At 66.1% G+C, this 23,623-nt stretch carries 22 protein-coding genes; 18 read left to right on the forward strand and 4 right to left on the reverse strand.

All coding sequences use genetic code 11. The features are described 5' to 3' along the window. Positions 1 to 39 precede the first annotated feature (39 nt). The 7 genes from LY632_RS07870 to LY632_RS07900 all read left to right on the forward strand — a co-directional run bounded on the left by LY632_RS07870 (position 40) and on the right by LY632_RS07900 (position 6,994). Positions 40 to 462: an endonuclease domain-containing protein gene (locus LY632_RS07870; protein ID WP_234090597.1), complete on the forward strand. Its 423-nt coding sequence runs from the start codon at positions 40 to 42 to the stop codon at positions 460 to 462. After that, the gene (locus LY632_RS07875; RefSeq protein WP_234093186.1) at positions 462 to 1,268 is read left to right on the forward strand and encodes a 4-(cytidine 5'-diphospho)-2-C-methyl-D-erythritol kinase; all 807 of its coding nucleotides are present in this window, start codon (positions 462 to 464) and stop codon (positions 1,266 to 1,268) included. The genes LY632_RS07870 and LY632_RS07875 overlap by 1 nt, the downstream gene beginning before the upstream one ends. Further along, the gene (locus LY632_RS07880; protein ID WP_234090598.1) at positions 1,265 to 1,993 is read left to right on the forward strand and encodes an N-formylglutamate amidohydrolase; all 729 of its coding nucleotides are present in this window, start codon (positions 1,265 to 1,267) and stop codon (positions 1,991 to 1,993) included. Before LY632_RS07875 ends, LY632_RS07880 begins: the two co-directional genes overlap by 4 nt. A gap of 77 nt (positions 1,994 to 2,070) precedes the next feature. After that, positions 2,071 to 3,918, forward strand: a complete 1,848-nt coding sequence (gene ilvD, locus LY632_RS07885) for a dihydroxy-acid dehydratase (RefSeq protein ID WP_234090599.1) — start codon at positions 2,071 to 2,073, stop codon at positions 3,916 to 3,918. A gap of 1 nt (position 3,919) precedes the next feature. Continuing rightward, a complete protein-coding gene (locus LY632_RS07890) occupies positions 3,920 to 4,291 on the forward strand; it encodes a hypothetical protein (RefSeq protein ID WP_234090600.1) in 372 nt (123 codons plus the stop codon). Further along, positions 4,281 to 5,684, forward strand: coding sequence for an NAD(P)H-hydrate epimerase (locus LY632_RS07895; protein ID WP_234090601.1), 1,404 nt, complete (start codon positions 4,281 to 4,283; stop codon positions 5,682 to 5,684). The genes LY632_RS07890 and LY632_RS07895 overlap by 11 nt, the downstream gene beginning before the upstream one ends. A 113-nt stretch (positions 5,685 to 5,797) precedes the next feature. Continuing rightward, on the forward strand, positions 5,798 to 6,994 hold the full coding sequence (locus LY632_RS07900; RefSeq protein ID WP_234090602.1) for a class I SAM-dependent RNA methyltransferase: 1,197 nt from the start codon (positions 5,798 to 5,800) through the stop codon (positions 6,992 to 6,994). Here LY632_RS07900 and LY632_RS07905 read toward each other — a convergent pair whose 3' ends face one another. The 4 genes from LY632_RS07905 to LY632_RS07920 all read right to left on the reverse strand — a co-directional run bounded on the left by LY632_RS07905 (position 6,995) and on the right by LY632_RS07920 (position 9,806). After that, the gene (locus LY632_RS07905; RefSeq protein ID WP_234090603.1) at positions 6,995 to 7,774 is read right to left on the reverse strand and encodes a hydrolase 1, exosortase A system-associated; all 780 of its coding nucleotides are present in this window, start codon (positions 7,772 to 7,774) and stop codon (positions 6,995 to 6,997) included. Then, positions 7,771 to 8,466 carry a hypothetical protein gene (locus LY632_RS07910; protein WP_234090604.1) on the reverse strand — a complete coding sequence of 232 codons (696 nt, stop codon included), beginning with the start codon at positions 8,464 to 8,466 and terminating at the stop codon, positions 7,771 to 7,773. Before LY632_RS07910 ends, LY632_RS07905 begins: the two co-directional genes overlap by 4 nt. A gap of 2 nt (positions 8,467 to 8,468) precedes the next feature. Next, on the reverse strand, positions 8,469 to 8,735 hold the full coding sequence (locus LY632_RS07915) for an acyl carrier protein (protein WP_234093187.1): 267 nt from the start codon (positions 8,733 to 8,735) through the stop codon (positions 8,469 to 8,471). A gap of 81 nt (positions 8,736 to 8,816) precedes the next feature. Next, the gene (locus tag LY632_RS07920; protein ID WP_234090605.1) at positions 8,817 to 9,806 is read right to left on the reverse strand and encodes a GNAT family N-acetyltransferase; all 990 of its coding nucleotides are present in this window, start codon (positions 9,804 to 9,806) and stop codon (positions 8,817 to 8,819) included. Positions 9,807 to 9,826: 20 nt separating this feature from the next. On the opposite strand from LY632_RS07920, the gene LY632_RS07925 reads away from it, so the two are divergent. The 11 genes from LY632_RS07925 (at position 9,827) to xrtA (ending at position 23,623) form a co-directional block, all read left to right on the forward strand. After that, positions 9,827 to 11,353 carry an acyl-CoA ligase (AMP-forming), exosortase A system-associated gene (locus tag LY632_RS07925; protein ID WP_234090606.1) on the forward strand — a complete coding sequence of 509 codons (1,527 nt, stop codon included), beginning with the start codon at positions 9,827 to 9,829 and terminating at the stop codon, positions 11,351 to 11,353. Then, positions 11,350 to 12,594, forward strand: a complete 1,245-nt coding sequence (locus LY632_RS07930; protein WP_234090607.1) for a pyridoxal-dependent decarboxylase, exosortase A system-associated — start codon at positions 11,350 to 11,352, stop codon at positions 12,592 to 12,594. Before LY632_RS07925 ends, LY632_RS07930 begins: the two co-directional genes overlap by 4 nt. A gap of 209 nt (positions 12,595 to 12,803) precedes the next feature. Beyond that, complete coding sequence (locus LY632_RS07935; protein ID WP_370636480.1) at positions 12,804 to 13,424, forward strand: XrtA/PEP-CTERM system exopolysaccharide export protein; 621 nt, start codon at positions 12,804 to 12,806, stop codon at positions 13,422 to 13,424. 16 nt (positions 13,425 to 13,440) lie between these two features. Continuing rightward, a complete protein-coding gene (locus tag LY632_RS07940; RefSeq protein WP_234090609.1) occupies positions 13,441 to 14,970 on the forward strand; it encodes an XrtA system polysaccharide chain length determinant in 1,530 nt (509 codons plus the stop codon). An 11-nt stretch (positions 14,971 to 14,981) separates the two neighbouring features. Further along, positions 14,982 to 15,998 (forward strand): capsular biosynthesis protein, encoded by a 1,017-nt coding sequence (locus LY632_RS07945; protein ID WP_234090610.1) that lies wholly within the window; start codon positions 14,982 to 14,984, stop codon positions 15,996 to 15,998. Between the two features lie 14 nt (positions 15,999 to 16,012). Further along, positions 16,013 to 17,722 (forward strand): preprotein translocase subunit YajC, encoded by a 1,710-nt coding sequence (locus LY632_RS07950; protein ID WP_234090611.1) that lies wholly within the window; start codon positions 16,013 to 16,015, stop codon positions 17,720 to 17,722. 19 nt (positions 17,723 to 17,741) lie between these two features. Continuing rightward, positions 17,742 to 18,896, forward strand: coding sequence for an XrtA/PEP-CTERM system-associated ATPase (locus tag LY632_RS07955; RefSeq protein WP_234093188.1), 1,155 nt, complete (start codon positions 17,742 to 17,744; stop codon positions 18,894 to 18,896). Positions 18,897 to 18,914: 18 nt separating this feature from the next. Beyond that, a complete protein-coding gene (locus LY632_RS07960; protein WP_234090612.1) occupies positions 18,915 to 19,787 on the forward strand; it encodes an XrtA system polysaccharide deacetylase in 873 nt (290 codons plus the stop codon). Beyond that, positions 19,784 to 20,848: a FemAB family XrtA/PEP-CTERM system-associated protein gene (locus LY632_RS07965; protein WP_234090613.1), complete on the forward strand. Its 1,065-nt coding sequence runs from the start codon at positions 19,784 to 19,786 to the stop codon at positions 20,846 to 20,848. The genes LY632_RS07960 and LY632_RS07965 overlap by 4 nt, the downstream gene beginning before the upstream one ends. After that, positions 20,848 to 22,074, forward strand: a complete 1,227-nt coding sequence (locus LY632_RS07970; RefSeq protein WP_234090614.1) for a TIGR03087 family PEP-CTERM/XrtA system glycosyltransferase — start codon at positions 20,848 to 20,850, stop codon at positions 22,072 to 22,074. Before LY632_RS07965 ends, LY632_RS07970 begins: the two co-directional genes overlap by 1 nt. Next, positions 22,064 to 23,623: an exosortase A gene (gene xrtA / locus LY632_RS07975; RefSeq protein ID WP_234090615.1), complete on the forward strand. Its 1,560-nt coding sequence runs from the start codon at positions 22,064 to 22,066 to the stop codon at positions 23,621 to 23,623. The genes LY632_RS07970 and xrtA overlap by 11 nt, the downstream gene beginning before the upstream one ends.

A 23,623-nucleotide genomic window follows, 5' to 3' on the forward strand; every position in this document is an offset into this window, starting at 1 on the left:
AACGGGGAGGGGGACCACGAAGTGGTGGAGGGGCGAGCCATGATCACAGGTTCGAGAGAAACCGTGAAACTCGCCCGCAAGCTCCGCAGCAAAATGACTTTGCCGGAAGGCAAGTTGTGGATCGAACTGCGCAAGCGACCGGGCGGCTACGAGTTTCGGCGCCAACATCCTGCCGGACAGTTTGTGCTCGATTTCTATTGCGCTGCGGCTCGGTTGTCAGTCGAGGTCGATGGGATGGCGCATGATGGAGCGAAGGCCGTATCGCGTGACCAGCGCCGGTCCGCCTGGTTGCGCGAGCGGGGGATTGCGACGACGCGGATCCCTGCCCGCGAGATTGTCAGGGATATCGAGACGGTTGTGACGAGGTTGGTCGAGATTTGTGATTGCAGGAGAGCACCGATGGGTGGCTCGCCCCTCCACCATCCTGCGGATGGTCCCCCTCCCCGGATCGGGAAGGAATGATGCGCGAAACCGCCTATGCCAAGATCAACCTGGCGCTGCATGTGCGGCGGCGGCGGGAGGATGGGTATCACGAGCTCGAGACCCTTTTTGCTTTTGTCGACCAAGGCGATCAGCTGACGGCGCAAGCGGCTGGGCACGACACGCAGGAAACCGTGGGCGAATTCGGCGGGGCGCTTACCGATCCGTTCGACAATATCGTGATGCGCGCACTCGGCGCACTACCTCGACCTGACGGGCTCGCAATCACACTCGAAAAAAACCTTCCCGTTGCCGCTGGGCTTGGCGGGGGATCGGCCGATGCGGGGGCTATCTTCCGGATGGTCGAGCGGGCGCATGGCCTGCCCGGTGACTGGCGTGAACGCGCGGCGAAGCTGGGGGCCGACGTGCCCGCCTGCGTCGACAGCCGGGCCTGCATCGGGCGCGGGACGGGGACCGAGCTGGAGCCCATCGACAATGACCTCGCGGGAATGGCGGTGCTGCTCGTCAATCCGCGTGTGCCACTCAGCACTGCGCCGGTGTTCAAGGCATGGGACGGGTTGGATCGCGGGCCGATGCCTTCGGGCAGCGTGCGCGACATCGCATTGGGCGGGCGCAACGACCTCGAAGCCCCTGCCATCGCACAATGTCCGGTGATCGCCGATGTGCTGGCGGCCCTGTTGGAAGCAAACCCGCTACTCGCCCGTATGTCTGGCTCGGGGGCGACGTGTTTTGCACTCTTTGAAAACGACAATGCCATGCGCGCGGCGGCCGAGCGGATTTCTACCGCGCAGCCCGGCTGGTGGCAGATGCAAGGGAAGCTGCGATGATCGACGAGAAACCGTTCCGCCAGGTGGGTGATCCCATCCCCGGCCGGATCGTGTGCGTTGCCGATCATGCCTCCAATTTCGTGCCCGACGATATCGAGCTGGGCATCGATCCCGCGTTGCTGGGCAATCACATCGCCATCGATATCGGGACCGAGGGCATCGCCGACAGGCTCGCCCGCCGTCACGGCATCCCCGCGCATATCGCCACCATCAGCCGTCTCGTCTGCGACCTGCACCGCGACGAGGATCACGCTGGCATCATGCCCACTTCAAGCGACGGGCACCTGATCCCGGGGAACATCGGCGCGGATCTCGAAGAGCGGCTGGAGCGGTTCCACCGGCCGTATCATGCGGCGCTGGCGGAATGGCTCGACGCCGCGCGGCCCGAGTTGATCGTGGCACTGCACAGCTTCACGCCCAGCCTTGCGACTAGCGACGAGATGCGTCCGTGGCAGGTCGCGCTGCTCTATAACGAGGACGATCGCGCCGCACGCCACGCCATCCGGCTGTTCGGCGACGAGGGCCTCACGGTCGGCGACAACCAGCCCTATTCGGGCAAGGCGCTCAACGCCACGATGAATCGCCATGCGGAGGCGCATGGGCGGCCCTACCTCACCATCGAGATCCGCCAGGACCTGATCGGGACCGAGGCCGAGCAGGCCCGCTGGGCCAAATTGGTGGCCGATGTAGCGCAGCGGACGGCGCTGGCGCTCAAGGGCGGCTAACGGCGCGGCCAAGAATTTCTCCTTCGCGCTCGCGCGCCCAAGGGGTAGGTTCCGCCATCGCGCAACCGGAGTGACCCATGCCCGCCTATCGTTCCCGCACCACCACCCATGGCCGCAACATGGCCGGCGCGCGCGGCCTGTGGCGCGCGACGGGGATGAAGGACGAGGATTTCGGCAAGCCGATTATCGCCATTGCCAACAGTTTTACCCAGTTTGTCCCCGGACATGTCCACCTGAAGGACCTGGGCCAGCTGGTCGCCCGCGAGGTCGAGGCCGCCGGCGGCGTGGCCAAGGAATTCAACACCATCGCGGTCGATGACGGGATCGCCATGGGGCATGACGGGATGCTCTATTCGCTCCCCAGCCGCGACCTGATTGCCGACAGTGTCGAATACATGACCAATGCCCACTGCGCCGATGCGCTGGTGTGCATTTCCAATTGCGACAAGATCACGCCGGGGATGCTGATGGCGGCACTGCGCCTCAATATCCCCGTGGTGTTCGTCAGCGGCGGACCGATGGAAGCGGGAAAGGTGGTGGTCAAGGGCAAGACCGTCGCGCTCGACCTGGTCGATGCCATGGTCGCCGCTGCGGACGACAGCTATTCCGACGAGGACGTTCTCGCGATCGAACAAGCCGCTTGCCCCACCTGCGGATCGTGCAGCGGCATGTTCACCGCCAATTCGATGAACTGCCTGACCGAGGCATTGGGACTATCGCTTCCCGGCAATGGCTCGACATTGGCGACCCATGCCGACCGCGAGGCGCTGTTCAAGCGGGCCGGGCGCCTGGTGGTGACGCTGGCCAAGCGCTACTACGAGGAGGACGACGAGAGCGTCCTGCCGCGCAGAATCGCCAGCTTCGAGGCGTTCGAGAACGCCATGAGCCTCGATATCGCCATGGGCGGTTCGACCAACACCGTGCTCCACCTGCTCGCCGCCGCGCACGAGGCGGGGGTCGATTTCACCATGCAGGATATCGACCGGCTGAGCCGCAAGGTGCCGTGCCTCTCCAAGGTCGCCCCGGCCAAGAGCGACGTCCACATGGAGGACGTCCACCGCGCCGGCGGGATCATGGCGATCCTCGGCCAGCTCGAGCGTGCCGGACTGCTCCACACCGCTCTGCCGACGGTGCACAGCCCGACGATGGGCGATGCGCTGGACGATTGGGACATCAGCCGCACGCAGAACAACAAGGTCCACGAATTTTTCGCCGCTGCCCCCGGAGGCGTGCCAACACAGGTTGCCTTCAGCCAGTCGGCCCGGTGGGAGAGCCTCGATCTCGATCGCGAGAACGGCGTCATTCGCAGCGCCGAGCATGCCTTCAGCAAGGATGGCGGGCTGGCGGTGCTCTATGGCAATATCGCCGAGGACGGCTGCATCGTGAAAACCGCCGGGGTGGACGAAAGCATCCTCACCTTCAGCGGCCCGGCCAGGGTCTATGAGAGCCAGGACGATGCCGTCACTGCGATTCTGACCGGGCAAGTGACCGAGGGCGACGTGGTGGTGATCCGTTACGAGGGGCCGAAGGGCGGGCCGGGGATGCAGGAAATGCTCTACCCGACGAGCTACCTCAAATCGAAGGGACTGGGCGCGGCCTGTGCGCTGCTGACCGACGGGCGCTTTTCCGGTGGTACCTCGGGCCTTTCCATCGGCCATGTCTCGCCCGAAGCGGCGGAGGGCGGAACAATCGGGCTGGTCGAGGACGGCGATGTGATCGAGATCTCGATTCCCAACCGGACCATCCACCTTGCCGTCTCCGACGATGTGCTGGCGCAGCGCCGGGCCGTGCAGGAGGCCAAGGGCTGGCACCCCGCCAAGGCGCGTCCGCGAAAGGTCAGCCAGGCATTGCAGGCCTATGCCATGATGACGACCAGCGCAGCACGCGGTGCGATCCGCGATATTGCACAGCTGAAGCGGAGCTAGAATGAGAAGGTGGCTTGTCCTCACCCTGTCGGCACTGCTCGCCACGGCATGTTCGGAGGAACAGGCAACACCGCCACCGCCACCACCGCAGAGCGAGCAAATGCTCGCCTGCGCCATCGGGCCGGGATCGAACTTCAGCGAGAGCTGCACGCTCCAGAAGTTCGAGCGCGAGGGCGAGACGATCTACCGCGTCAACCACCCGGGCGGCGGCTTCCGCATGTTCAACGTTGCAGCGGATGGCAGCGGGATGGTGCCGCATGACGGGGCCGATGGCGCGGTCAACGAGCTGGCCGGGGAGCTGCTCGAAGTGACCGTGGGCGATGAACGCTACCGTTTCCCGATCAAACCCCCGAAACAGGCCAATGCCGAGTAGCGAGTGCCTGCGGCAGGTCCTCACCGTCGCGCAGATGCAGGCGGCGGAGCAGGCGCTGGTCGATGCCGGGACTTCGGTCGACGAGCTTATGCTGCGCGCCGGGAAAGGTGCGGCGGAGTGGGTCTGGCGCATCGGCGGTGGGCGGCCTGTCACCGTGCTCTGCGGCCCCGGCAACAATGGTGGCGACGGTTATGTCATCGCTGCGGAAATCGCGCGGCGCGGCGGCGCGGTGCGGGTTGTCGCACCGGTTCCGCCGAAAACCGACGCGGCACGCAAGGCTGCCGAGGCCTTCCGCGGCAAGACCATTGCCGAAGCGGACAAGGCCGACGGCGAAGTGCTGGTCGATTGCCTGTTCGGCAGCGGTCTTTCGCGGCCCCTCTCGGCCGAGCATCGCGCCTTGCTGCGCAGGCTTCGGATGGAACACACGCATAGCGTGGCGATCGATGTGCCGAGCGGGGTCGGTGCCGATACCGGCGCGTGGCCCGACGGCATGGCGGCGTGGGATTGCACGCTGGCGCTCGGCGCGTGGAAGCGCGCGCACTGGAGCGGCGAAGCAGCGGTGAAATGCGGAACGCTGAAGCTGATCGATATCGGTATTGGAGACACCGGGACCGCCGAGCGCGTTTCCGGCAAGCCAAAGCTGGCTCGCCCCGCCTGGAATGCCCACAAGTACCGGCGCGGTCTCGTCGGTATAGTTCCGGGCGCCATGCCAGGGGCGAGTGTGCTCGCCGCGCATGCCGCGATGGGCGCGGGGGCAGGTTATGTGAAGCTGCTGGCCGATGGGCCGACCGCTGCGCCGCCGCCCGATCTTGTGCTCGAGACAGGGGATCTGGTGCGGCTCCTGGCGGACGACCGGCTGGGCGCTGTGCTGATCGGCCCGGGGCTGGGTCGGGACGAAGCGGCCCGCTTGCGGCTGGCTGCGGTTCTCGGTTCCGGCAAGCGGCTGGTCATCGATGCCGATGCCTTGCACTTGCTCGATGACGACTTGCTCGAAGGTGCGGACACCTCGCGGATCGTTGTAACGCCGCATGAGGGTGAACTGGCCAAGCTCTGCAACAGCTTCGGCATCCAGGCGGGAAGCAAGGGCGACCGTTCCGTCGCACTTAACCAGAGCACCGGGCTTACGGTGCTCGCCAAGGGCCCGGACACGCTGCTCGCCCACGCCGGCGGCGTGCATTATTTTCCGCAAGGATCGAGCTGGCTGTCGGTCGCGGGCAGCGGTGATGTGCTGGCGGGCATTATCGCAGCGCGGCTGGCTGGCGGGGCGGACCCGGCGACCGCCGCGAGCGAAGGGGTATGGCTGCACCACGAGGCGGCCCGGGCTGCAGGCGTGGCTTTCTCTGCTTCGGCTCTGGCGCAAGCAGTGACAGAAGCCCTTGAACATTTCCTCTAACCAAGCTCCGTTCGCCCTGGGCTTGTCCAAGGGCAGCCCTGCACAGCCGATGGCGCGCACAGAATGGAGAGCAGGGTTTCGACAAGCTCAGCCCGAACGGTTAAGGGGCAGGGGTGAGCGAACCCAACGAAATCATCCGTATTGCTGCGAAGGGCGACGGCGTCACTGCCGCTGGACAGCATGTGCCCGGCGCTGTTCCGGGCGACCGGATTGCTGCAGATGGCCAGTTGATCCCGGGTCCGCACCACGTCACGCCGCCCTGCCGCCACTTCTCCACTTGCGGCGGGTGCCAACTCCAGCACGCTGATGAGGCGGCGCTGGCGCAGTTCATCACCGAACGCGTGGTCCACGCCGCCGAAGGGCAGGGAATCGTCGCCGACATGGTGGCTCCGGCGCACCTCTCTCCTCCGCACGCGCGTCGGCGCGCAACGCTCCATGCCCAGCGGCGGGGCGGTTCCGTCCTGCTCGGCTATCGCGAGGCGCGCTCGCACCAGGTCGTCGACCTTGCCGAGTGCCCGGTGCTGCGGCCCGAATTGTTCGCGCTGGTCGCCACTTTGCGCACAATGCTGGCGCAATGGAGCGGCAAGTTCGCCGCCGATATCGAGCTGGCGCTGGTCGACCAGGGTGTCGTCTGCGGCATCAAGGGCCTCCGGGCCGAGGGGCTGGCGCAGACCGAGGCATTGCTTGACTTCGCCCGCGACAACGCGCTGGCCCGACTGACGGTCGATGACGGCTATGGCCCCGAGACCGTGTGGGAGCCGGAACCCGCGACGATTATGCTGGGCGGGGTGGCAGTAAGCTTCCCTGTTGGCGCGTTCCTGCAAGCGACCGAGGACGGCGAAGCGGCTCTGGTGGCGGCAGCGAGGGAATGGCTCGCCGGTATCACCCCGATTGCCGACCTGTTCTCCGGCCTCGGCACCTTTGCGCTGGCTTTGGCCGGGCCGGAGAAGGTCCTCGCCGCAGAGGCCGCGCGCGATGCCCATCTCGCCTGCCAACAGGCTGCGCGCCGGTCAGGCAAGCCGGTGTTCGCCCAGCACCGCGACCTGTTCCGCAATCCGCTGCTGGCAGAGGAGGTGAGCAAGTTCGGAGCGATCCTGCTCGATCCGCCGCGGGCGGGCGCGCGTGAGCAAGTCGAACAGATTGCCCAGAGCAGTGTGGCGCGTGTCGTCTATGTCAGTTGCAACCCGGCCAGCTGGGCCAAGGATGCCAAGCGACTGGTGGACGCCGGGTTCATGCTGAAGGGAGTGCGCCCGGTGGGGCAGTTCCGCTGGTCGACCCATGTCGAACTGGCGAGCCTTTTCACCCGCTGATCAGGCGCGCAGGACCTCGAGGATCTGCCTCTCCAGCCAAGCCCCCGCTTCGGGTTCGACCCAGGCATGGCTTGCGCCTTCGCAGCGCTGGACGCGCCCGTCGTCGGCTGGCCAGACGCTGTCGAACACCTGCGCGGTGCGGTCGGACTGCGCGAGGACGAATTTCACCGGCCCTTCGAAGCCTTCGATCCCGGCCGCCATGCGTTCGGCAAGGCCGCTGGGGGCAGGGTCTTCCGTCTTGGAAGCCTGCTTCAAGCCTCTGAATAATTTGAAGATATTGACCCCGCCCGTCAGCAACCGCTTGACCTCCTTGGGATCCTTCAGCTTCTGCACATAGCGCGCGCGGACGGCGGCCGGGGGCGGGGTGTCGTCGCCGTCATGCTCGATGGTCCACGGGTTGGACAGCACCAGTCCGTCACATCCCGCACCGCCCGCCAGCATCAGCGCGCTTGCCGCATCGCAATTGCCGAAGGCGATTACCCGGGCGACCGAAGGAGCCATGGCCTTGAAGGCCTCGACCGCAGAACGAATGTCGCGTTCGCTGTGTTCGAATCCGCGGTTTTCGCCGGTGCTGTCGCCGATGCCACGCCGGTCATAGCGGAACACCGGGAAACCGGCGCGGGCTATCTTCGCAGCCAGCGCTGCCTGCCCGGCAAACGCGCCCGAGCGCAATTCGTTGCCGCCGCTGACGATCAGCAGACCTGTGGTCGACGGCGCAGTGTCGAGCGTGCCCGCCAGCGTGTCATTGCGGCACGCGAAGCTGAGATGCAGGCGGTTCACACGACGCCTCCCGCGCTGTCGATCGAAATCGCGATGATCGCCGCGATGGCGTCGGCCTGTTCGGGATCCTCGTCCGGCTCCGCGCGCAGCCACAGCGGCTTGCCGCCAACCGTGCCCTGGTCGATCTTGCTGCGGATCGGGCTCTCGCCGGGCTCGGCGACTTCCAGCTGCGTGACGAGATCGGGTCCGAGCTTCCATCCGGCCAGCTCGATCCCGACATTGCGCGCCATCGCCATCAGCTCGTCGCTGGTTTCCTCGCGGCCCGCCTCCTTCGATGCGATAATGTGCGCCCGCACCATGCCCCGCAGCACCTGCTTGCCGCTGACCGCTGCATAATCCCATCCCGGCAGGCCGATCGGCACCAACAGCGTGCCCGCGCGCACGGCGAGGTAACGGGTCGGCTTGAAATACGCGACCGCCGCCTTGATCGCGGCGCGCCAGCTGTCGAGGGTCTGTTCGTTGAGCGGGGCGAGGCTTTCGTTCCAGCCGGGCAAGTCGGGCAGCACGCAATCGATGCCCGACAGGTCGAGCCGGTGCATGACTTCGACCAGCTGGCGGCGCAGCTTGTTATGCTCGTCGAACAGCGGCGGGATGACCAGCAGGCGGTGCCGCCGATCCTTGCCAGTGAACAAGCGCGCCATTTCGTCCTGCGTCTCGCCTGACGGCAGCGGGCAGGGCCATTCGGCGAACATGCTCAGCCCGCGATAACTTTGGCTTCGGCAAAGGCGAGCAGGCCGCCATAGGTCTCCAGCATCTCGCCGTCGACATCGTCGTCCTCGATCAGGATCTCGAGCCGGTCCTCCAGCTCGGTCAGCAGACCGGCGACCGCCATGGAATCGAGTTCGGGCAGATGGCCGAACAGGCCGGTGTCGTTGTCGAATTCCTCGACATCTTCGGGATCGAGGCCCAGCACGTCGCAGAGCACCGATCGCAGCGCCGCGTCGATCTTGGCCCGGCTCATGCCGAGCGCGCTGTCTGCATCATTGTTGACCCGATCGGATGCCATGGTGTTTCCCGACTGCCCCTGAAAGTGGGCCAGCCCCTAGCTTTGCGAGGCTTTGCGCGCAAGCCGGGTAAGGATCCGCTTGCTGAGGGCAGGAAGCGCCTTGGGCTGGACCGGGTCGAGGCAGTCGATCAGGAAGCGCGGGCGCACCTGCTCCATCCAGTCGGCCTTGTAGCGATCGTTGCCGGTGCCGAAGTCGACCAGCTCGACCTTGTCGATGTCGATCACATGCTCGAACAATGCGGCGCTCAACGTGGTACCAGCCGATAGGTGCTTCATTTCCTCCAGATGCGCGAGTTTATGGATATAGGCCGTGCCGTTCTCCACGGTCCAGAATTGTGCGGCAACGGGTTGCCCAGCGTGCCGTGCGATGGCGAGGCGGATGCGGCCCGCTTCGCCTTCCGCCTCCGCAAAGCGGCGCAGGATGTCCGGCGTGTCCTCGGCCGGTTTCCAGCTGTGGCTGTAGATTTCCTCATAGGCCGCCCAGGCTGGCGGATCGAAACGGGTCAGAAGCTCGACTTCGACCTTCTTGGCTTTGCGCTTCAGCGTCGTGCGCATGCGCCCGTCGCGGCTGTTCCAATACTCGGCGAAGCTGCGACCGTTGACCGGAAGCACATGGTTGAAGTCGCATTGCTCGCGATGGACCAACCATCCTGCCTCACGGAACGCGGTCTCGAGCCTCGTGGCCGAGCCATCCTCGTCCGGCACGGGCGAGAGCGTCACCCGGTGCGACTGGCGGCGCAGGTCGCGGGCGATCGCGGCGAGCAGGCGGTCACCGTCCGGACCCTCGGGCGCGAGCTGGCGCCAGGTGAAGCTGTACCAGTGCCGCAGCGGCTCGATCCGGCCATTGGCGCGGGTCAGCGCAAGCGCGGCGCTGTGCTGCCCGTCGCTCGCCAGCGCGACCAGCGGCGGCGACTGCTCGGCGAGCAGCGCGAACCACTCGGGCCGGTCGAAAGGCGATGCGGCCAGCGCATTCGTCCCTTGCAAGACGTTAACCCTGTCGTGATAGCTGGCAGCAATCGCAGTCACGAAAATCCCTCGGAACACTGATGTCTCACACGCCCGACCCGACGCCCAGGCCGCTCGATCACCTTGCCGAATGCGGCAAGGGCGATGCCCCGGCGCTGGTCCTGCGCGGGGAGACTCTTAGCTACGAGGACTTAAGAACCCGTGTCGCTGAACTGGCTTCATGGCTGAAGGCTCAGGCTCCTGACGAAGGTGCGCGAATCGCCAGCTGGTCGGCCAAGGGCGCGCTGACCTGCCTGCTGCCGCTCGCCTGCGCCCGGGCCGGGCTGGTCCATGTGCCGGTCAACCCGCTGCTCAAGCGGGCCCAGGTGGCGCATATTCTGGCCGACAGCGGATCGGTGATGTTGCTGGGAACGGCGGCGCGGCTCAAGACGCTGGAAGACGGCGATGTTCCCGCGGACTGCGCGATGCTGGACGAAGCGACGGTATGGCAGGCGGTCACTGCCCAGGACGGGGCGCTTGGCCCCTCGCGGCAGAATCCCGATAATCTCGCAGCGATTCTCTACACCAGCGGCTCGACGGGACGGCCCAAGGGGGTGATGCTGAGCCACGCCAACATGTGGCTCGGCGCGGTTTCCGTGAGCAATTACCTTGGGTTGGAGGCCGACGACGTGACGCTGGCGGTGCTGCCGCTCAGCTTCGACTATGGCCAGAACCAGCTATTTTCGACCTGGTATGCGGGCGGCAGCGTGGTCCCGCTCGATTACCTGTTTCCGAAAGATGTGGTGAAGGCCTGTGCCACCCACGGGATCACCACATTGGCTGCGGTTCCGCCGCTGTGGGTCCAGTTGACCGAGATCGAATGGCCTGCCGAAGCGGTCTCACCGATGCGGCGGCTGACCAATTCCGGCGGCGCGCTGACCGAAGAACTGGTGCGAGAGTTGCGTTCTATCTTCGCGCAAGCAAAGCTTTTTCCGATGTATGGACTGACCGAGGCGTTCCGTTCGACCTATCTCGACCCGTCACTGGTCGACAGCCACCCGACCTCGATGGGCAAGGCCATTCCCTTCGCGGAAATCCTTGTCATCGACGATCAGGGTGAGGTCGCCGAAGTCGGCGAGGAAGGCGAACTGGTCCACTGCGGCCCACTGGTGGCGCAAGGCTATTGGCGGGATCCGGTGCGGACTGGCGAACGCTTCAAACCCGCACCCGAGGTGTCCGAATATGGCGGCATGGCAGTGTGGTCCGGTGACCGGGTAAAGCGCGATATCAATGGTTTGCTGTACTTTGTCGGCCGTCGCGATGCGATGATCAAGAGCGCCGGCAACCGCATCAGTCCGCAGGAAATCGAGGATGCGGCCCGCGCCACGGGGCTGGTCGCGGAAGCAGTCGCGCTCGGGGTCAAGGACGAGCGGCTCGGCCATGCGGTGCACCTGGTGGTGCGGGCCCTGGCTGGCGCAGTCGATCCGAAAGACAATCTTCCCAAGGCTTTGGCGAAGGAACTTCCGAATTTCATGCAACCGCATGTGATCCATTGGCGAACGGTTCTGCCGCTCAATCCGAACGGCAAACTTGACCGTACCGCTATCGCACGCGAGATCGGGGCATGAGCGACAAGGCCCCTGGCAAGCCTCTTGGACCCATCCCCGCAGGCTTCGATACCATAGGCGGGCAGCTCGCCATCGGAGGAAAAACCGCCGCACAATTGGTTCAACAGGCCGGCGGCACTCCCCTGTTCGTCTATTCGCGCGAGATCATCGCCGCGACCATGGCGCGGCTGCGCGCGGCCATGCCGGCGCGGCTCCATATCAACTATGCGATCAAGGCCAATTCGCATCCTGATGTGCTGCGCTTCATGGCCGACCTGGTCGATGGCTATGACATCGCATCGGGCGGCGAGCTCGAGAAGATCATGGCCGCCGGGATCGATGCCTCGCGGGTCAGCTTTGCCGGACCCGGGAAGCGCGACTGGGAACTGGGATCCGCCATTTCAGCGGGTGTCACGCTGAACCTCGAATCCGAAGGCGAGGCGGAGCGTGCTTTGGCAATCGGCGAGCGGCTGGGCGTCACTCCGCACCTCGCGATCCGCGTCAATCCGAGCTTCGACATGAAGGGTTCGGGCATGAAGATGGGCGGCGGGGCCAAACCCTTCGGCGTCGATGCCGAACGGGTCCCGGCGCTGGGCCGCCGGATCATCGCAGCCGGGGCCGACTGGCGCGGCCTGCATATTTACACCGGCAGCCAGGCTCTGTCGGCCGATGCGATCGTCGAGACGCAGGCCAATGTGCTCGACCTGGCGGACCAGATCGCCAGCGAGATCGGGCAGCCACTGCCCAAGCTCAACATGGGCGGCGGCTTCGGCATTCCCTATTTCCACGGCGACGAACCGCTCGATATCGCTGCCATCGGCGCAGCGCTGGAGGAACGGTTTGGCGACCTTCCGGCCTCGCTCAAGGATGCGCATCTGTGCATCGAGCTTGGCCGCTATCTCGTCGGCCTCGCTGGCGTTTACCTGTGCCGGATCGTCGATCGCAAGGTCAGCCATGACGAGGTATTCCTGGTCACCGATGGCGGTCTGCACCACCAGCTGGCTGCTTCGGGCAACTTCGGCACGGTGGTCCGTCGCAACTATCCGGCAGCCATAGCAACCCGATTCGATACGCCCGCCGACGAGGTCCAGAACGTCGTCGGATGCCTTTGCACCCCGCTCGACAAGCTTTCGGACAAGGGTTTTCTTCCGCATGCAGAAGTGGGCGATCTCGTGGCCATTTTCTGCGCCGGGGCCTACGGGGCGAGCGCATCGCCTGCACAATTCCTCGGCCAGGGACCGGCGCTGGAAGTGCTGGTTTAAGCTAACGGCCGCTTAACCTTTACGGCTGCCCTGTCCCGTTTCGGGAACGCCCGGCACAAGGCGGCCAAGGCTAACAGGATATTCACCTTTTTTGGCGAGAAACGCAGCCAAATCGCAGCGACCCGTCTGTCCGTAGCTCGTCGGATGGCAGGGTTCATGCACTTGGCCAAGGACGCGTTTCGATGTCGATCAACCGGTTTTCCAGGCTCATGGCAAGCAGTGCCATGGCGGCGCTCGCGCTCAGCGGCTGCGTCGGTGGCGGCGGCGGACAGGAACTGCCGCCTGCCAACTTCGTCGCGCTACAGGAAGGCCCGAGCCAGGAATATGTCATCGGCCCGCTCGACGAACTGTCGATCAACGTCTGGCGCAATCCCGAACTGAGCGCCGACAAGATCCAGGTTCGCCCCGATGGGCGCATCTCCATCCCGCTGGTCACCGACATGCCCGCCGTAGGCAAGACCCCGGCGATGTTGCAGGAGGATATCCGCCTGCACCTCAGCCAGTATATCGAGCAGCCGATCGTCTCGGTCATCGTGACCAAGTTTGCCGGCACCTTCAGCCAGCAGGTCCGCGTCATCGGGGCGACTGCACAGCCGGCCTCGATCAACTACCGCGCCAACATGACCGTGCTCGACGCGATGATCGCGGTCGGCGGCCTCAGCGAATTCGCCGCCGGCAACCGGGCCAAGCTGATCCGCCGCGATCCGCGCAGCGGGCGCCAGGTCGAGTATTCGCTCCGCCTCAGCGACCTGCTGAAAAAGGGCGACAGCAAGGCGAACGTCCTGCTCGCTCCGGGCGACGTGATCATCATTCCCGAGAGCCAATTCTAAGGGCGGGCACAGACGCATGAACGAAGTCTTCGAGGAAGTCCGCGCAGCGCTCTATTCGGCATGGGCCCGCAAGTGGCTCGTGCTGGGCGTGGCGTGGGGCATGTGCCTTGCCGGGTGGCTGGTGGTGGCGATGATCCCCAACAGCTACGAATCCAAGGCCAAGATCTTCGTCCAGCTGGACGATATCCTGACCAAGCAGACCGGTATTGCCGGCAGCGACAAATCCGACATCCAGCGCGTGCGCCAGACGCTCGCCAGCGCGGCGACGCTGGAGAAAGTCATCCGTTCGACCAAGCTGGGCGAGGGGGTCACCACCCCCCAGCAGATGGAACGCGAGATCACGAGTCTATCCGAGGCGGTCTCGGTCAAGAGCGAGGAGGACAACCTCTTCGAAATCAACGCCAAGATCGGCAAGGGCCATTTCTCCGATGCGGAGAACGCCCGCCTGTCGCAGGAAGTCGTGCAGAAGCTGCTCGACATCTTCCGGGAGGAAAACATCGCCGGCAATCGCGGCGAAGTCGCCGATGCCGTCGCCGTGCTCGACCAGCAATTGCAGGACCGCGCCAAGGACCTCGAAGCCGCCGAAGCCAAGCTGACAGCCTTCGAGGCGGAACACCCGGAACTGGCCGGCGGCACCGATGCCATTTCGACCCGCTTGCAGGCCACCCGCGCCGAATTGCGCGGGGTCGAGGCCGATATTGCGGCGGCGCAGAGCGCGCTCGCGGCCATCAACGGCCAGATCGCGGGCACCCCGGCTTCGCTGCCAGGTGGTGCCTCGGCCAATCCATCCTCGGCAGCGGCAGCTTACTCGCAGGCGCAGAGCCAGGTCGCCCAGCTGCGCGCCCGCGGCCTGACCAACAGTCACCCCGATATGCAGTCGGCGCTCAAGCAGATGGAATTGCTGCGCCAGCAGGCGGCGCGCGAACCGGGCGGCAGTGCGGGCGGCATTCCCAATCCGGCCTATAGCTCGCTGGTTTCGATCCGGGCCGAACGGCAGGCAAACCTGCAGGCACTGCTCGCCCGCAAGGCTGCGATACAGGCGGAAGTCTCGATGGGGCTTGCCGACCAGGCAAGCTCGCCCACGCTCGCCGCCGAAGCGCAGCGGATCGGGCGCGACTATGAAGTGCTCAAGAAGAAGTATGACGAGCTGTTGCAGGACCGCGAGGAACTCCAGCTTCGCTCCAATCTCGAGACCGAGCGCAGCTCGTTCCGTTTCGACATTATCGATGCGCCGGCGCTGCCGCTGAAGCCGGCCGCGCCCAACCGCCCGCTGCTGCTGTTCGGCGTGCTGCTGGCCGGGCTGGGTGCGGGTGTCGGCACGGCCTTTGCGCTCACCCAGCTCAAGTCGACCTTTGCCACCACCGCCGGGCTGGAGCGCGCGCTCGGCCTGCCGGTGCTGGGCGCGATTTCGGTCAGCCTGACGCCGGACCAGCGCAGCATCGAAGCCAAGCGGACGAAGATGTTCTTCGCCGGCAGCGCCGCGCTCGTCGGGGTGCTCGCCATCCTGATGGTGATCGAAATCATCCAGGTCGGCAGCGTGGCCTGAGGAGAGGGACAATGACCGAACACAAGAAAATCCCGCTCCCCGGCGAATGCTCGAAGGAAAGTTCGCTGCTCGAACGTGCCAACGGTGCCTTCGGGCTCGACAGCTTTTCCGCCCCGGCCGTGCCCAAGGGGCTGGCCGAACGGCCGATGAAGCGGGCCAGGAAGGTCGAGCGCAAGGTCGACGTGGCTCCTGCTGTTGCCACTGCGGTTCCCCAGACCGTCGAAGCCGCGCCGGTGCGGGAACATTTCCCCGTTCCCGCTGCAGCGGCCCCGGTTCCCGACGTCGTCGAGGCGGCACCGCTGGCCCCGCAGTTCGAAGGCCAGAAGCACAAGATCGACCGCAAGCACCTGCGCGATCAGGGCCTGATCGATCCGGACGGCCACGTCAGCGAGCTGCTCGAAGAATTCCGCATCGTGAAGCGGCAGCTCCTGACCACGGCGGAGGAGCGCGGTACGGCCGCCTCGCGCCGGATCATGGTCTGCTCGCCGCATCCCGAAGAAGGCAAGACCTTCTGCGCCGTCAACCTTGCCATCGCCATGGCGGCGGAGCGCGACATGGAGGTGCTGCTGGTCGATGCCGATGTGGCCAAGCCTTCGCTTCTCGCGACCCTCGGCCTGCCCAAGGGGCCGGGCTTCATGGGTGCGCTGTCCAACCCGGATGTCCCGGTCGAAGACCTCGTGCTCGGGACCGATATCGCCAATCTGTGGGTGCTCCCGGCAGGTAGCACGACCAAGCAGGATGCCGAGTATCTCGCCAGCGGCGCAACCGCAGATGTACTCGACCGGCTGACCGTCGGCGTGCCCAACCGCATCGTGATCTTCGACACCCCGCCTGCGCTCGCCGCTGCGCCGGCCGCCGAACTGGCCAAACATGTCGGCCAGGTCGTGCTGGTCGCGCGGGCCGACCAGACCGGGCGCAGCGCGCTGGAGGATGCCTGCCAGCTGCTCAGCGCCTGCGACGATATCAAGTTGCTGCTCAATGCAGCCAATTTCAGCCCCAGCGGGCGCCGTTTCGGCACCTACGGGTAAGGGAGGACGTCCGGATGAAACGGGTCCAGTACTTGGCTTCGATTGCTGCGGTGGCGCTGGTGCTGCCGGTTTCGGCGCAGGCCCAGTCGTGGGGCGACGACGACTATGTCAGCGGCGGAGGCGGCGGCCAGCCGGCATCGTCGCGCGACAGCCGCGATTCGCGCAGCGACCAGCCGCTGCGCAAGCGGATCGACGTCCAGCCCTATATCGAAGTCAGCCAGGTCGGGCTGTTCGAGCTTTCGCCCGACAGCGATGCGGTCACCTATACGCAGATCGCCGCAGGGATCGATGCCAGTGTGCAGGGCCGCAACAACGGCGGCTCGGTTTCGCTGCGCTACGAACGCAACATCGGCTACGGCGATGCCGCGCTCGACAGCAATACGGTGACGGGCGTCGCGCGCGGATATGCCTCGATCGTGCCGCAGGCGCTGACGCTGGAAGCCGGCGCGCTGGCCGCACGGACGCAGGTCGACAACGCCGGTGGCTCGCGCCTCGGCGCTGTCGAGGGCAATGGCACCGACAGCGAGAGCCGGGTCTATTCGGCCTATGTCGGCCCGAATTTCTCCAGCCGCGTCGGCGAGGCCGATGTCAGTGCCAACTATCGCTTCGGCTATACCCGCGTGGAAGCGCCCGATGCACTGGTGACCACGCCGGGCACCGCACCGGTCGATGTGTTCAATGACAGCACGGTGCACAGCGCCAGTGCCCGCGTCGGGGTCCGTCCCGACGGAGTGCTGCCGGTCGGCGTCGGTGTCGGCGGCGGGTTCTACCAGGAAGATATCTCCAACCTCGACCAGCGGGTGCGCGACATGTACGCACGGGCCGATGTGACCGTGCCGCTCGGTCGTACGGTCCAGCTGGTCGGCGGGATCGGTTACGAGGACGTATCTGTCTCCAGTCGCGACGCGCTGATCGATGCCGGCACCGGGCTGCCGCAGATCGACAGCAATGGCCGCTATGTCACCGATACCAGCCAGCCGCGCCGGATCGCCTTCGAGACCGACGGCCTGATCTGGGACGTCGGCGTCGTCTGGCGTCCCTCCAGCCGCACCGCGTTCGAGGCGCATTATGGCCGCCGCTACGACAGCGACACCTATTACGGCAGCTTCGCCTATGCGCCGACCAGCCGCAGCTCGGTCAACATCTCGGTCTATGACGGGATTTCCGGCTTCGGCGGTGCACTCAACCAGGCTCTGGTGGCTCTTCCGACCCAGTTCGAGGCCAACCGCAACGCGGTGACGGGCGACATCAACGGCTGCGTCAGCAGCCTGCAGAGCGGCAGTTGCTTCGGCGGCGCGCTGGCTTCGGTCCGCAGCTCGATCTTCCGCAGCCGCGGCGGAGTGCTCAGCTATGCCCAGCAAGTGGGCCGGATGAGCACCGGCTTTGGTATCGGTTACGACCGGCGCACCTTTATCGCTGCGCCGGGCACGGTACTCGCCGCTGCCGATGGGCTGACCGAGGAAAGCTTCTATGGCAGCGTGTTCCTCTCCGGCCAGGTCGGCCAGGGCGGGGGCTTCACGCTTAACGGCTACGGCAATTACCTCACCAGCGACTTTACCGACAGTTCGGCATGGGTGCTGGGTACCTCGGCGTCGTACAACCAGCAGCTCTACATGGGTCTCTCGGCTCGTGCCGCCGTTTCGCTCGATTACCTCGACAGCGATGTGTCGGGTGAAGACCTCAAGACCGCATCGGCCCTGGTCGGCCTGCGGTACGACTTCTGAGCCCGCGAAAGGACGAATGATGTTCGATGATTTCTATGGCCTGACGGGGCGCCCCTTCCAACTGACGCCGGACCCCGATTTCTATTTCGAGAGCGCGACGCATCGCAAGGCGTTGTCGTATCTCGGCTATGGCCTGGCGCAGGGTGAGGGCTTCATCGTCATCACCGGCGAGATCGGCTCGGGCAAGTCGACCCTCGTCGCGCATCTGATGAAGAAGATCGACCCGGCGCAGATGACGGTCGGCCAGATCGTCACCAGCAATCTCGACGGGGCCGAACTGGTGCATGTGGTGGCGCAGAGCTTCGGGCTCGACATCGACGGGCACGACAAGGCCAGCGCGCTGGGCGCGATCGAGGACTTCCTGCACGAGGAAGCCCGCGCCGGTCGCCGCTGCCTGCTGGTGGTCGACGAATCGCAGAATCTCAGCATCGACGCGCTCGAAGAGCTGCGGATGATGTCGAACTTCCAGCTCGGCTCGCATCCGCTGCTGCAGCAATTGCTGCTGGGTCAGCCGGAGTTCAAGGAAGTCCTGGCGACCAGCCAGAGCCTCGAACAGCTGCGCCAGCGGGTGATCGCGGCGCATCATCTCGGGCCGATGGAGTCGGACGAGCTCCAGCCTTACATCGAACACCGTCTGGCCTGTGTCGGCTGGCAGGGCAATCCGGCGTGGGACCAGCGGGTCTTTGCCGAAATGTACCAGGCCACCGGCGGCATTCCGCGCCGGGTCAACCAGGTTGCGACGCGCCTGCTGCTGCTCGGCGCGGTCGAACAGCGCACCCGCATCGACAGCGCCATGCTTTCGTCCGTCCTGCGCGAAATGGAAAGCGACAACACCTTCCCCGAAGCCGCGCCCAGGCCGATGGTCACGCTCGAGCGCGGCCCCGCTCCCGGCCCGATCAAGCATGCGCTAGCTGATACCCCTGCGGACCCGGTGCAGCAGGCCAGCCAGTTCGAAGCGATGCAGGCCGAGCGCGATGCCCAGATTGCCGAACTCAAGGCTGCCATTGCCCAGCTGGCGCAAGGCGCTGAGGCGGCTCCCGGCGGCATGCCGCAGGATTTCATCGCCCGCCTCGATGCGCTGGAAAGCAAGGTCGGCGAGCAGGAACAGAGCGTGCGGCAGGTGCTGGGCATGATGATCGAATGGATCGAAAGCCAGGGCCGCCGCGCCGCTTAACCGAAGGATCGAGGCGCGATGTCATCGCCCGTCATTACGAATGGCCTGTCGGTCGATGTCGAGGACTGGTTCCAGGTCGGCGCGTTCGAGAATGTGATCGACCGCGGCGAGTGGGATTCGATGGCCCTGCGGGTCGAGGACAACGTCCTGCGCATCCTCGACCTGTTCGATGCGGCGGACGTCAAGGCGACCTTCTTCACCCTCGGTTGGGTGGCGAAGAAGAACGGCCCGCTCATGCGCAGGATCGTCGAGCGCGGCCACGAGCTGGCCAGCCACGGTTACGACCACGCCCGCGTATTCACTTTCGACCGCAAGCAGTTCGCGGGCGACATCAAGCTGGCGCGGATGATCCTCGAGGATGCCGCCGGGGTGCCGATCACCGGCTATCGCGCGCCGAGTTTCTCGATCGATCACCGCACGCCCTGGGCCTATATGGAGCTGGCCGAGCAGGGCTATGCCTATTCCTCCAGCGTCGCCCCGGTCACGCATGACCATTACGGCTGGCCCGAAGCGCCGCGCTTCGCCTTCAAGCCGCTGCCGTGGGCCGACCTGATCGAGATCCCGGTGACTACCGCGATCCTCGGCGGCAAGCGTGTTGCGGCAGGCGGGGGCGGGTTCTTCCGCGTGCTGCCCTACGCCTTCAGCCGTTGGGCGATCCGGCAGGTCAACCGGCGCGAACAGCGCCCGGCGGTGTTCTATTTCCATCCGTGGGAGATCGACCCCGACCAGCCGCGCGTCGGCCATGCGCCGATGCGTTCCAAGCTGCGGCACTACACCAATCTCGACAGGATGGCCGAGAAGCTGTCCGATCTGGTCCACGAATTCGCCTGGGGGCGGATGGACATGATCGCCTGCCGCGAGGCGCTGCGGGCGGAGGAAATGGCCGCGTGAACGCGCCGTTCGCCCTGTGCGAAGAGGTCGTCAGCCAGGCCGACCTGCATGATCCGGGCGAAGCCGCGCGGATTACCGATTTCGTCTATGCCGCCCATGGCTCGCCGTTCCACCTGCCGCGCTGGCTGCTGGCGGTGGAGCAGGGCACCGGCCAGCGCGCCACCGGGCTGGTGGCGGAGAAGGGCGGGCAGGTGACCGGCTGGTTGCCGCTGACCGTCGCCCATTCGCTGCTGTTCCCGCGCGCGCTCGTCTCCAGCGGCTTTGCGGTCGAGGGCGGGGCGCTGGCGATCCATGATCGCACCGCCCGCCGCCTGTGCCGCGCCGCAACCGAACTCGCTGTGCGCCAAAGCTGCGCCTCGGTCGAATTGCGCGGTGGCGTGGTGCCGGAAGGATGGGACGTCCAGTCCGACAGTCACTGCGGCTTTGCCGGACCGCTTGCCGATGATGACGAGGCGCAATTGCTCGCCATCCCGCGCAAGCAGCGCGCCGAAGTGCGCAAGGGCCTCGACAAGGACCTGCGCGTGACCGTGGGCACTGCTGAGAGCGACCGCGCCGCACACTACGCCTGTTACGCGGAAAGCGTGCGCAACCTTGGCACGCCGGTGTTCCCGCGAGCGCTGTTCGACAGCGTGCTCGATGCCTTTGGCGACGAGGCCGATATCCTGACCGTTTGGGAGGCGGATCGCCCGGTCGCCAGCGTCCTCTCGCTTTACCACATGGGTGCGGTGATGCCCTATTGGGGCGGCGGAGTGTGGGATGCGCGGCACCTTCGCGCCAACGAGCTGATGTACTACAGGCTGATGTGCCACGCCCGCACGAAGGGCTGCATCCGCTTCGATTTCGGCCGCTCCAAGACCGGTAGCGGGCCGTACAACTTCAAGAAGAACTGGGGCTTCGCGCCGACTCCGCTGACCTATGCCAGCTGGACTGCGCCGGGTGCGGCGAAACGCGATGTCGATCCGACCAGCGACGCCTACCAGCGCAAGATCGCGCTATGGAAGAAGCTGCCACTGGGCCTCGCCAACTTCATCGGCCCGGTGATCGCCCGCGGGCTCGCCTGATGGGCGAGATCCTGTTCCTCGGCCACCGCATCCCGTTCCCGCCGGACCGGGGCGACAAGATCCGTTCGCACCATTTGCTCAAGGCACTGGCGCAGCTGGCGCCCGTGCATGTCGGCACTTTCGGCGAGACCGAGGCCGATATGGCGGCAGAGGCCGATCTGGCGCAGGTCGGGGCGAGCCACTGCCTGGTCCGCCGGACCAAGCCGCTGCCGCTAGCGGGCCTGGAGGCTCTGGGCTCAGGCAAGCCGGTCAGCCTGACTGCGTGGGACAGCGCGGCGCTGCGGGTCTGGGTGGCCAGGACGCTGGCCGAACGTCCTATCGACACCATTTTCGTCTTCAGCGGCCAGATGGGGCAATATGTGCCAGATAGTTTCAGCGGCCGCGTCGTCATCGACCTGTGCGATGTCGATAGCGCCAAGTTCGAAGCCTATGGCCGCGGTGGCAGCTTCCCGCGCTCGATCATCGACCGGCGCGAGGGGCGCGTGCTGGCGCGCGAGGAGGAACGGCTGGCTCACCGCGCCGACGTCACCCTGCTGATCAGCGATAACGAGGCCAACCTGTTCAGATCAAGGCTGAAGAATGCGGCGGGCACCGATATCCGGGCGATCCGCAACGGCATCGACGCCGAACTGTTCGATCCCGCTCAGGTCCAGCTGCATCCTGAACTGTCGGGCGCGAGTGGCCCGCAGATGGTCTTCACCGGGCAGATGGATTACCAGCCCAATATCGTCGCGGCGGAACGCGTCATTCATGCGATCCTGCCGGGTATTCGTGCCCAGCATCCGGGTGCAACCTTCCACATTGTCGGCCGCGCTCCGGCCCCCAAGTTGCTGTTGCATGACGGCAAGGACAATATCCGCGTCTGGGGCGAAGTGCCTGATGTGAAGCCGTTCCTCGCGGCTGCCGACCTCGTCATCGCCCCTTTGACCATCGCGCGGGGAATCCAGAACAAGGTGCTCGAAGCCATGGCCATGGCGCGGCCTGTGCTGGTCTCGCCCGAGGCGGCCACCGGGATCGATGCCGAGGATGGCAAGCATTTCGCCATCGCCGCCGACGACCGCATGATGATCGGCCGGGCGCTGGCCCTGATCGAAGAGCGCGACGAAGCGGCGGCGATGGGCCGCTCGGCGCGCGAATATGTCCTGCGCAACCAGAGCTGGCCTGCGATGCTGACCCCGCTCAGGGACATTGTTTCACCCGGAGGCAAGGCACGCGATGCCGCCTGAGGCGACTCTCGCAGCCCCGCGCCCCTCTTGGCGTGACCGGATCGCCCCGGCGTGGCGGCAACCGCTGCTGCGGCTGGCGCTGCTGTGGTCGGCGATCCTGCTCGTCACCCTGCGCGACTGGTTCGCCATGGCGGAGCAGTGGTGGAACATTTCGACCTACAACCACGTGCTGCTGGTGCCGCCGATCATTGCGCTGCTGGTGTGGTTCCGCCGCGAGGAACTGGCGAAGCTTGCCCCCCGCGCGGGGTGGCCGGGGCTGCTGGCATTGGCCGGGGCGTTGGCGCTGTGGTTCCTCGGCACCATCGGCGAGGTCAACAGCTTCAGCCAACTGGGCGCGGTCGCGGCGCTGCAGGCCTCGGTTGTCACCCTGCTGGGCCCGCGCGTGGCGGTGGGGCTGCTGTTCCCGCTCGGTTACATGCTGTTCCTCGTGCCCTTCGGTGACGAACTGGTCCCGGCGCTGCAGATGATCACCGCCAAGATCACCATCGCGCTCACCCACTGGAGCGGCATCCCGGCCGAGATCGACGGGGTCTTCATCGACACGCCCGCCGGGCTGTTCGAAGTGGCCGAGGCGTGCTCGGGCGTGAAGTTCCTGATCGCCATGATCGCGCTCGGCGTGCTGGTGGCGCAGAGCTGCTTCCGGAGCTGGCAACGCCGGGCGCTGTTCCTCGCCGTCTGCGTCATCGTCCCGATCATCGCCAATGGCATCCGCGCCTGGGGGACGATCTATATCGCCCAGTCGCAGGGCGTGGAGTTTGCCGCGGGGTTCGATCACATCTTCTACGGCTGGGTCTTCTTCGGCATCGTCATCGCCATTGTGCTGGCCGCGGGTTGGCGCTGGTTCGACCGTTCGCCCGAGGATCCGGGCATCGACGGCGAAGCGCTGGCCCGGATGCCGGGTCTGGACGCACTCGAACGTCTGTCGATCTGCGGCAATCGCGCGCTGTTGGGCGGGGCCGCGCTGATTGCACTGTTTGCGGTCTGGGCCATGCTCGCTTCGCGGCTGGAGGCCAGGCTTCCCGAGACGGTCAGCCTGCCGCAGGTGCCGGGCTGGCAATTGTCGGAAAGCCGCCCCGAGTTGGCCTGGCTGCCGCGCGCCGCCGGGGCCGATCACCGCCTCTTGGGCACCTATCGCAACGCGGCGGGACAGGAGGTCGAGGTGTTCCTTGCGCTCTATTCTGCGCAAGGGGAAGGGCGCGAGCCGAGCGCGCCCAACGAAGGCGCGCTGGTGCCGGAGACCGATTGGCGCTGGCTCAGCGGCGAAACGGGACCGGATGGGGCCAAGGTCGACCGGCTGTTCGCGCTGGGACGGATCAGGCGGACGGCTGAAACCCGCTATCGCCAGGGCGATCTGCTGACCGGTAGCGCCACTGACCTCAAGCTCGCCACCATTGCCGACCGGCTGGCGCTACGGGCCGAGCCCGCCGCCATGCTGATCCTCTCGGCGGTCGAGCAAAAGGGCCAGCCAGCGCCCGAAGTTATCGTTACCTTTCGCCGCTCCACAGGCCCGCTCGGCCCGTGGATAGACCGCATCGCGCAAAGCAGGTAA

It is taken from the genome of Erythrobacter sp. SDW2, from assembly GCF_021431965.1.
Taxonomy (GTDB): domain Bacteria; phylum Pseudomonadota; class Alphaproteobacteria; order Sphingomonadales; family Sphingomonadaceae; genus Parerythrobacter.

Coding starts and splice junctions, on each gene's coding strand:
- LY632_RS07870 (WP_234090597.1), top strand. CDS start 40: ATGATCACAGGTTCGAGAGAAACCGTGAAACTCGCCCGCAAGCTCCGC.
- LY632_RS07875 (WP_234093186.1), top strand. CDS start 462: ATGCGCGAAACCGCCTATGCCAAGATCAACCTGGCGCTGCATGTGCGG.
- LY632_RS07880 (WP_234090598.1), top strand. CDS start 1,265: ATGATCGACGAGAAACCGTTCCGCCAGGTGGGTGATCCCATCCCCGGC.
- ilvD (WP_234090599.1), top strand. CDS start 2,071: ATGCCCGCCTATCGTTCCCGCACCACCACCCATGGCCGCAACATGGCC.
- LY632_RS07890 (WP_234090600.1), top strand. CDS start 3,920: ATGAGAAGGTGGCTTGTCCTCACCCTGTCGGCACTGCTCGCCACGGCA.
- LY632_RS07895 (WP_234090601.1), top strand. CDS start 4,281: ATGCCGAGTAGCGAGTGCCTGCGGCAGGTCCTCACCGTCGCGCAGATG.
- LY632_RS07910 (WP_234090604.1), bottom strand. CDS start 8,466: ATGTTCGCCGAATGGCCCTGCCCGCTGCCGTCAGGCGAGACGCAGGAC.
- LY632_RS07915 (WP_234093187.1), bottom strand. CDS start 8,735: ATGAGCCGGGCCAAGATCGACGCGGCGCTGCGATCGGTGCTCTGCGAC.
- LY632_RS07925 (WP_234090606.1), top strand. CDS start 9,827: ATGTCTCACACGCCCGACCCGACGCCCAGGCCGCTCGATCACCTTGCC.
- LY632_RS07930 (WP_234090607.1), top strand. CDS start 11,350: ATGAGCGACAAGGCCCCTGGCAAGCCTCTTGGACCCATCCCCGCAGGC.
- LY632_RS07935 (WP_370636480.1), top strand. CDS start 12,804: ATGGCAAGCAGTGCCATGGCGGCGCTCGCGCTCAGCGGCTGCGTCGGT.
- LY632_RS07940 (WP_234090609.1), top strand. CDS start 13,441: ATGAACGAAGTCTTCGAGGAAGTCCGCGCAGCGCTCTATTCGGCATGG.
- LY632_RS07945 (WP_234090610.1), top strand. CDS start 14,982: ATGACCGAACACAAGAAAATCCCGCTCCCCGGCGAATGCTCGAAGGAA.
- LY632_RS07950 (WP_234090611.1), top strand. CDS start 16,013: ATGAAACGGGTCCAGTACTTGGCTTCGATTGCTGCGGTGGCGCTGGTG.
- LY632_RS07955 (WP_234093188.1), top strand. CDS start 17,742: ATGTTCGATGATTTCTATGGCCTGACGGGGCGCCCCTTCCAACTGACG.
- LY632_RS07960 (WP_234090612.1), top strand. CDS start 18,915: ATGTCATCGCCCGTCATTACGAATGGCCTGTCGGTCGATGTCGAGGAC.
- LY632_RS07970 (WP_234090614.1), top strand. CDS start 20,848: ATGGGCGAGATCCTGTTCCTCGGCCACCGCATCCCGTTCCCGCCGGAC.
- xrtA (WP_234090615.1), top strand. CDS start 22,064: ATGCCGCCTGAGGCGACTCTCGCAGCCCCGCGCCCCTCTTGGCGTGAC.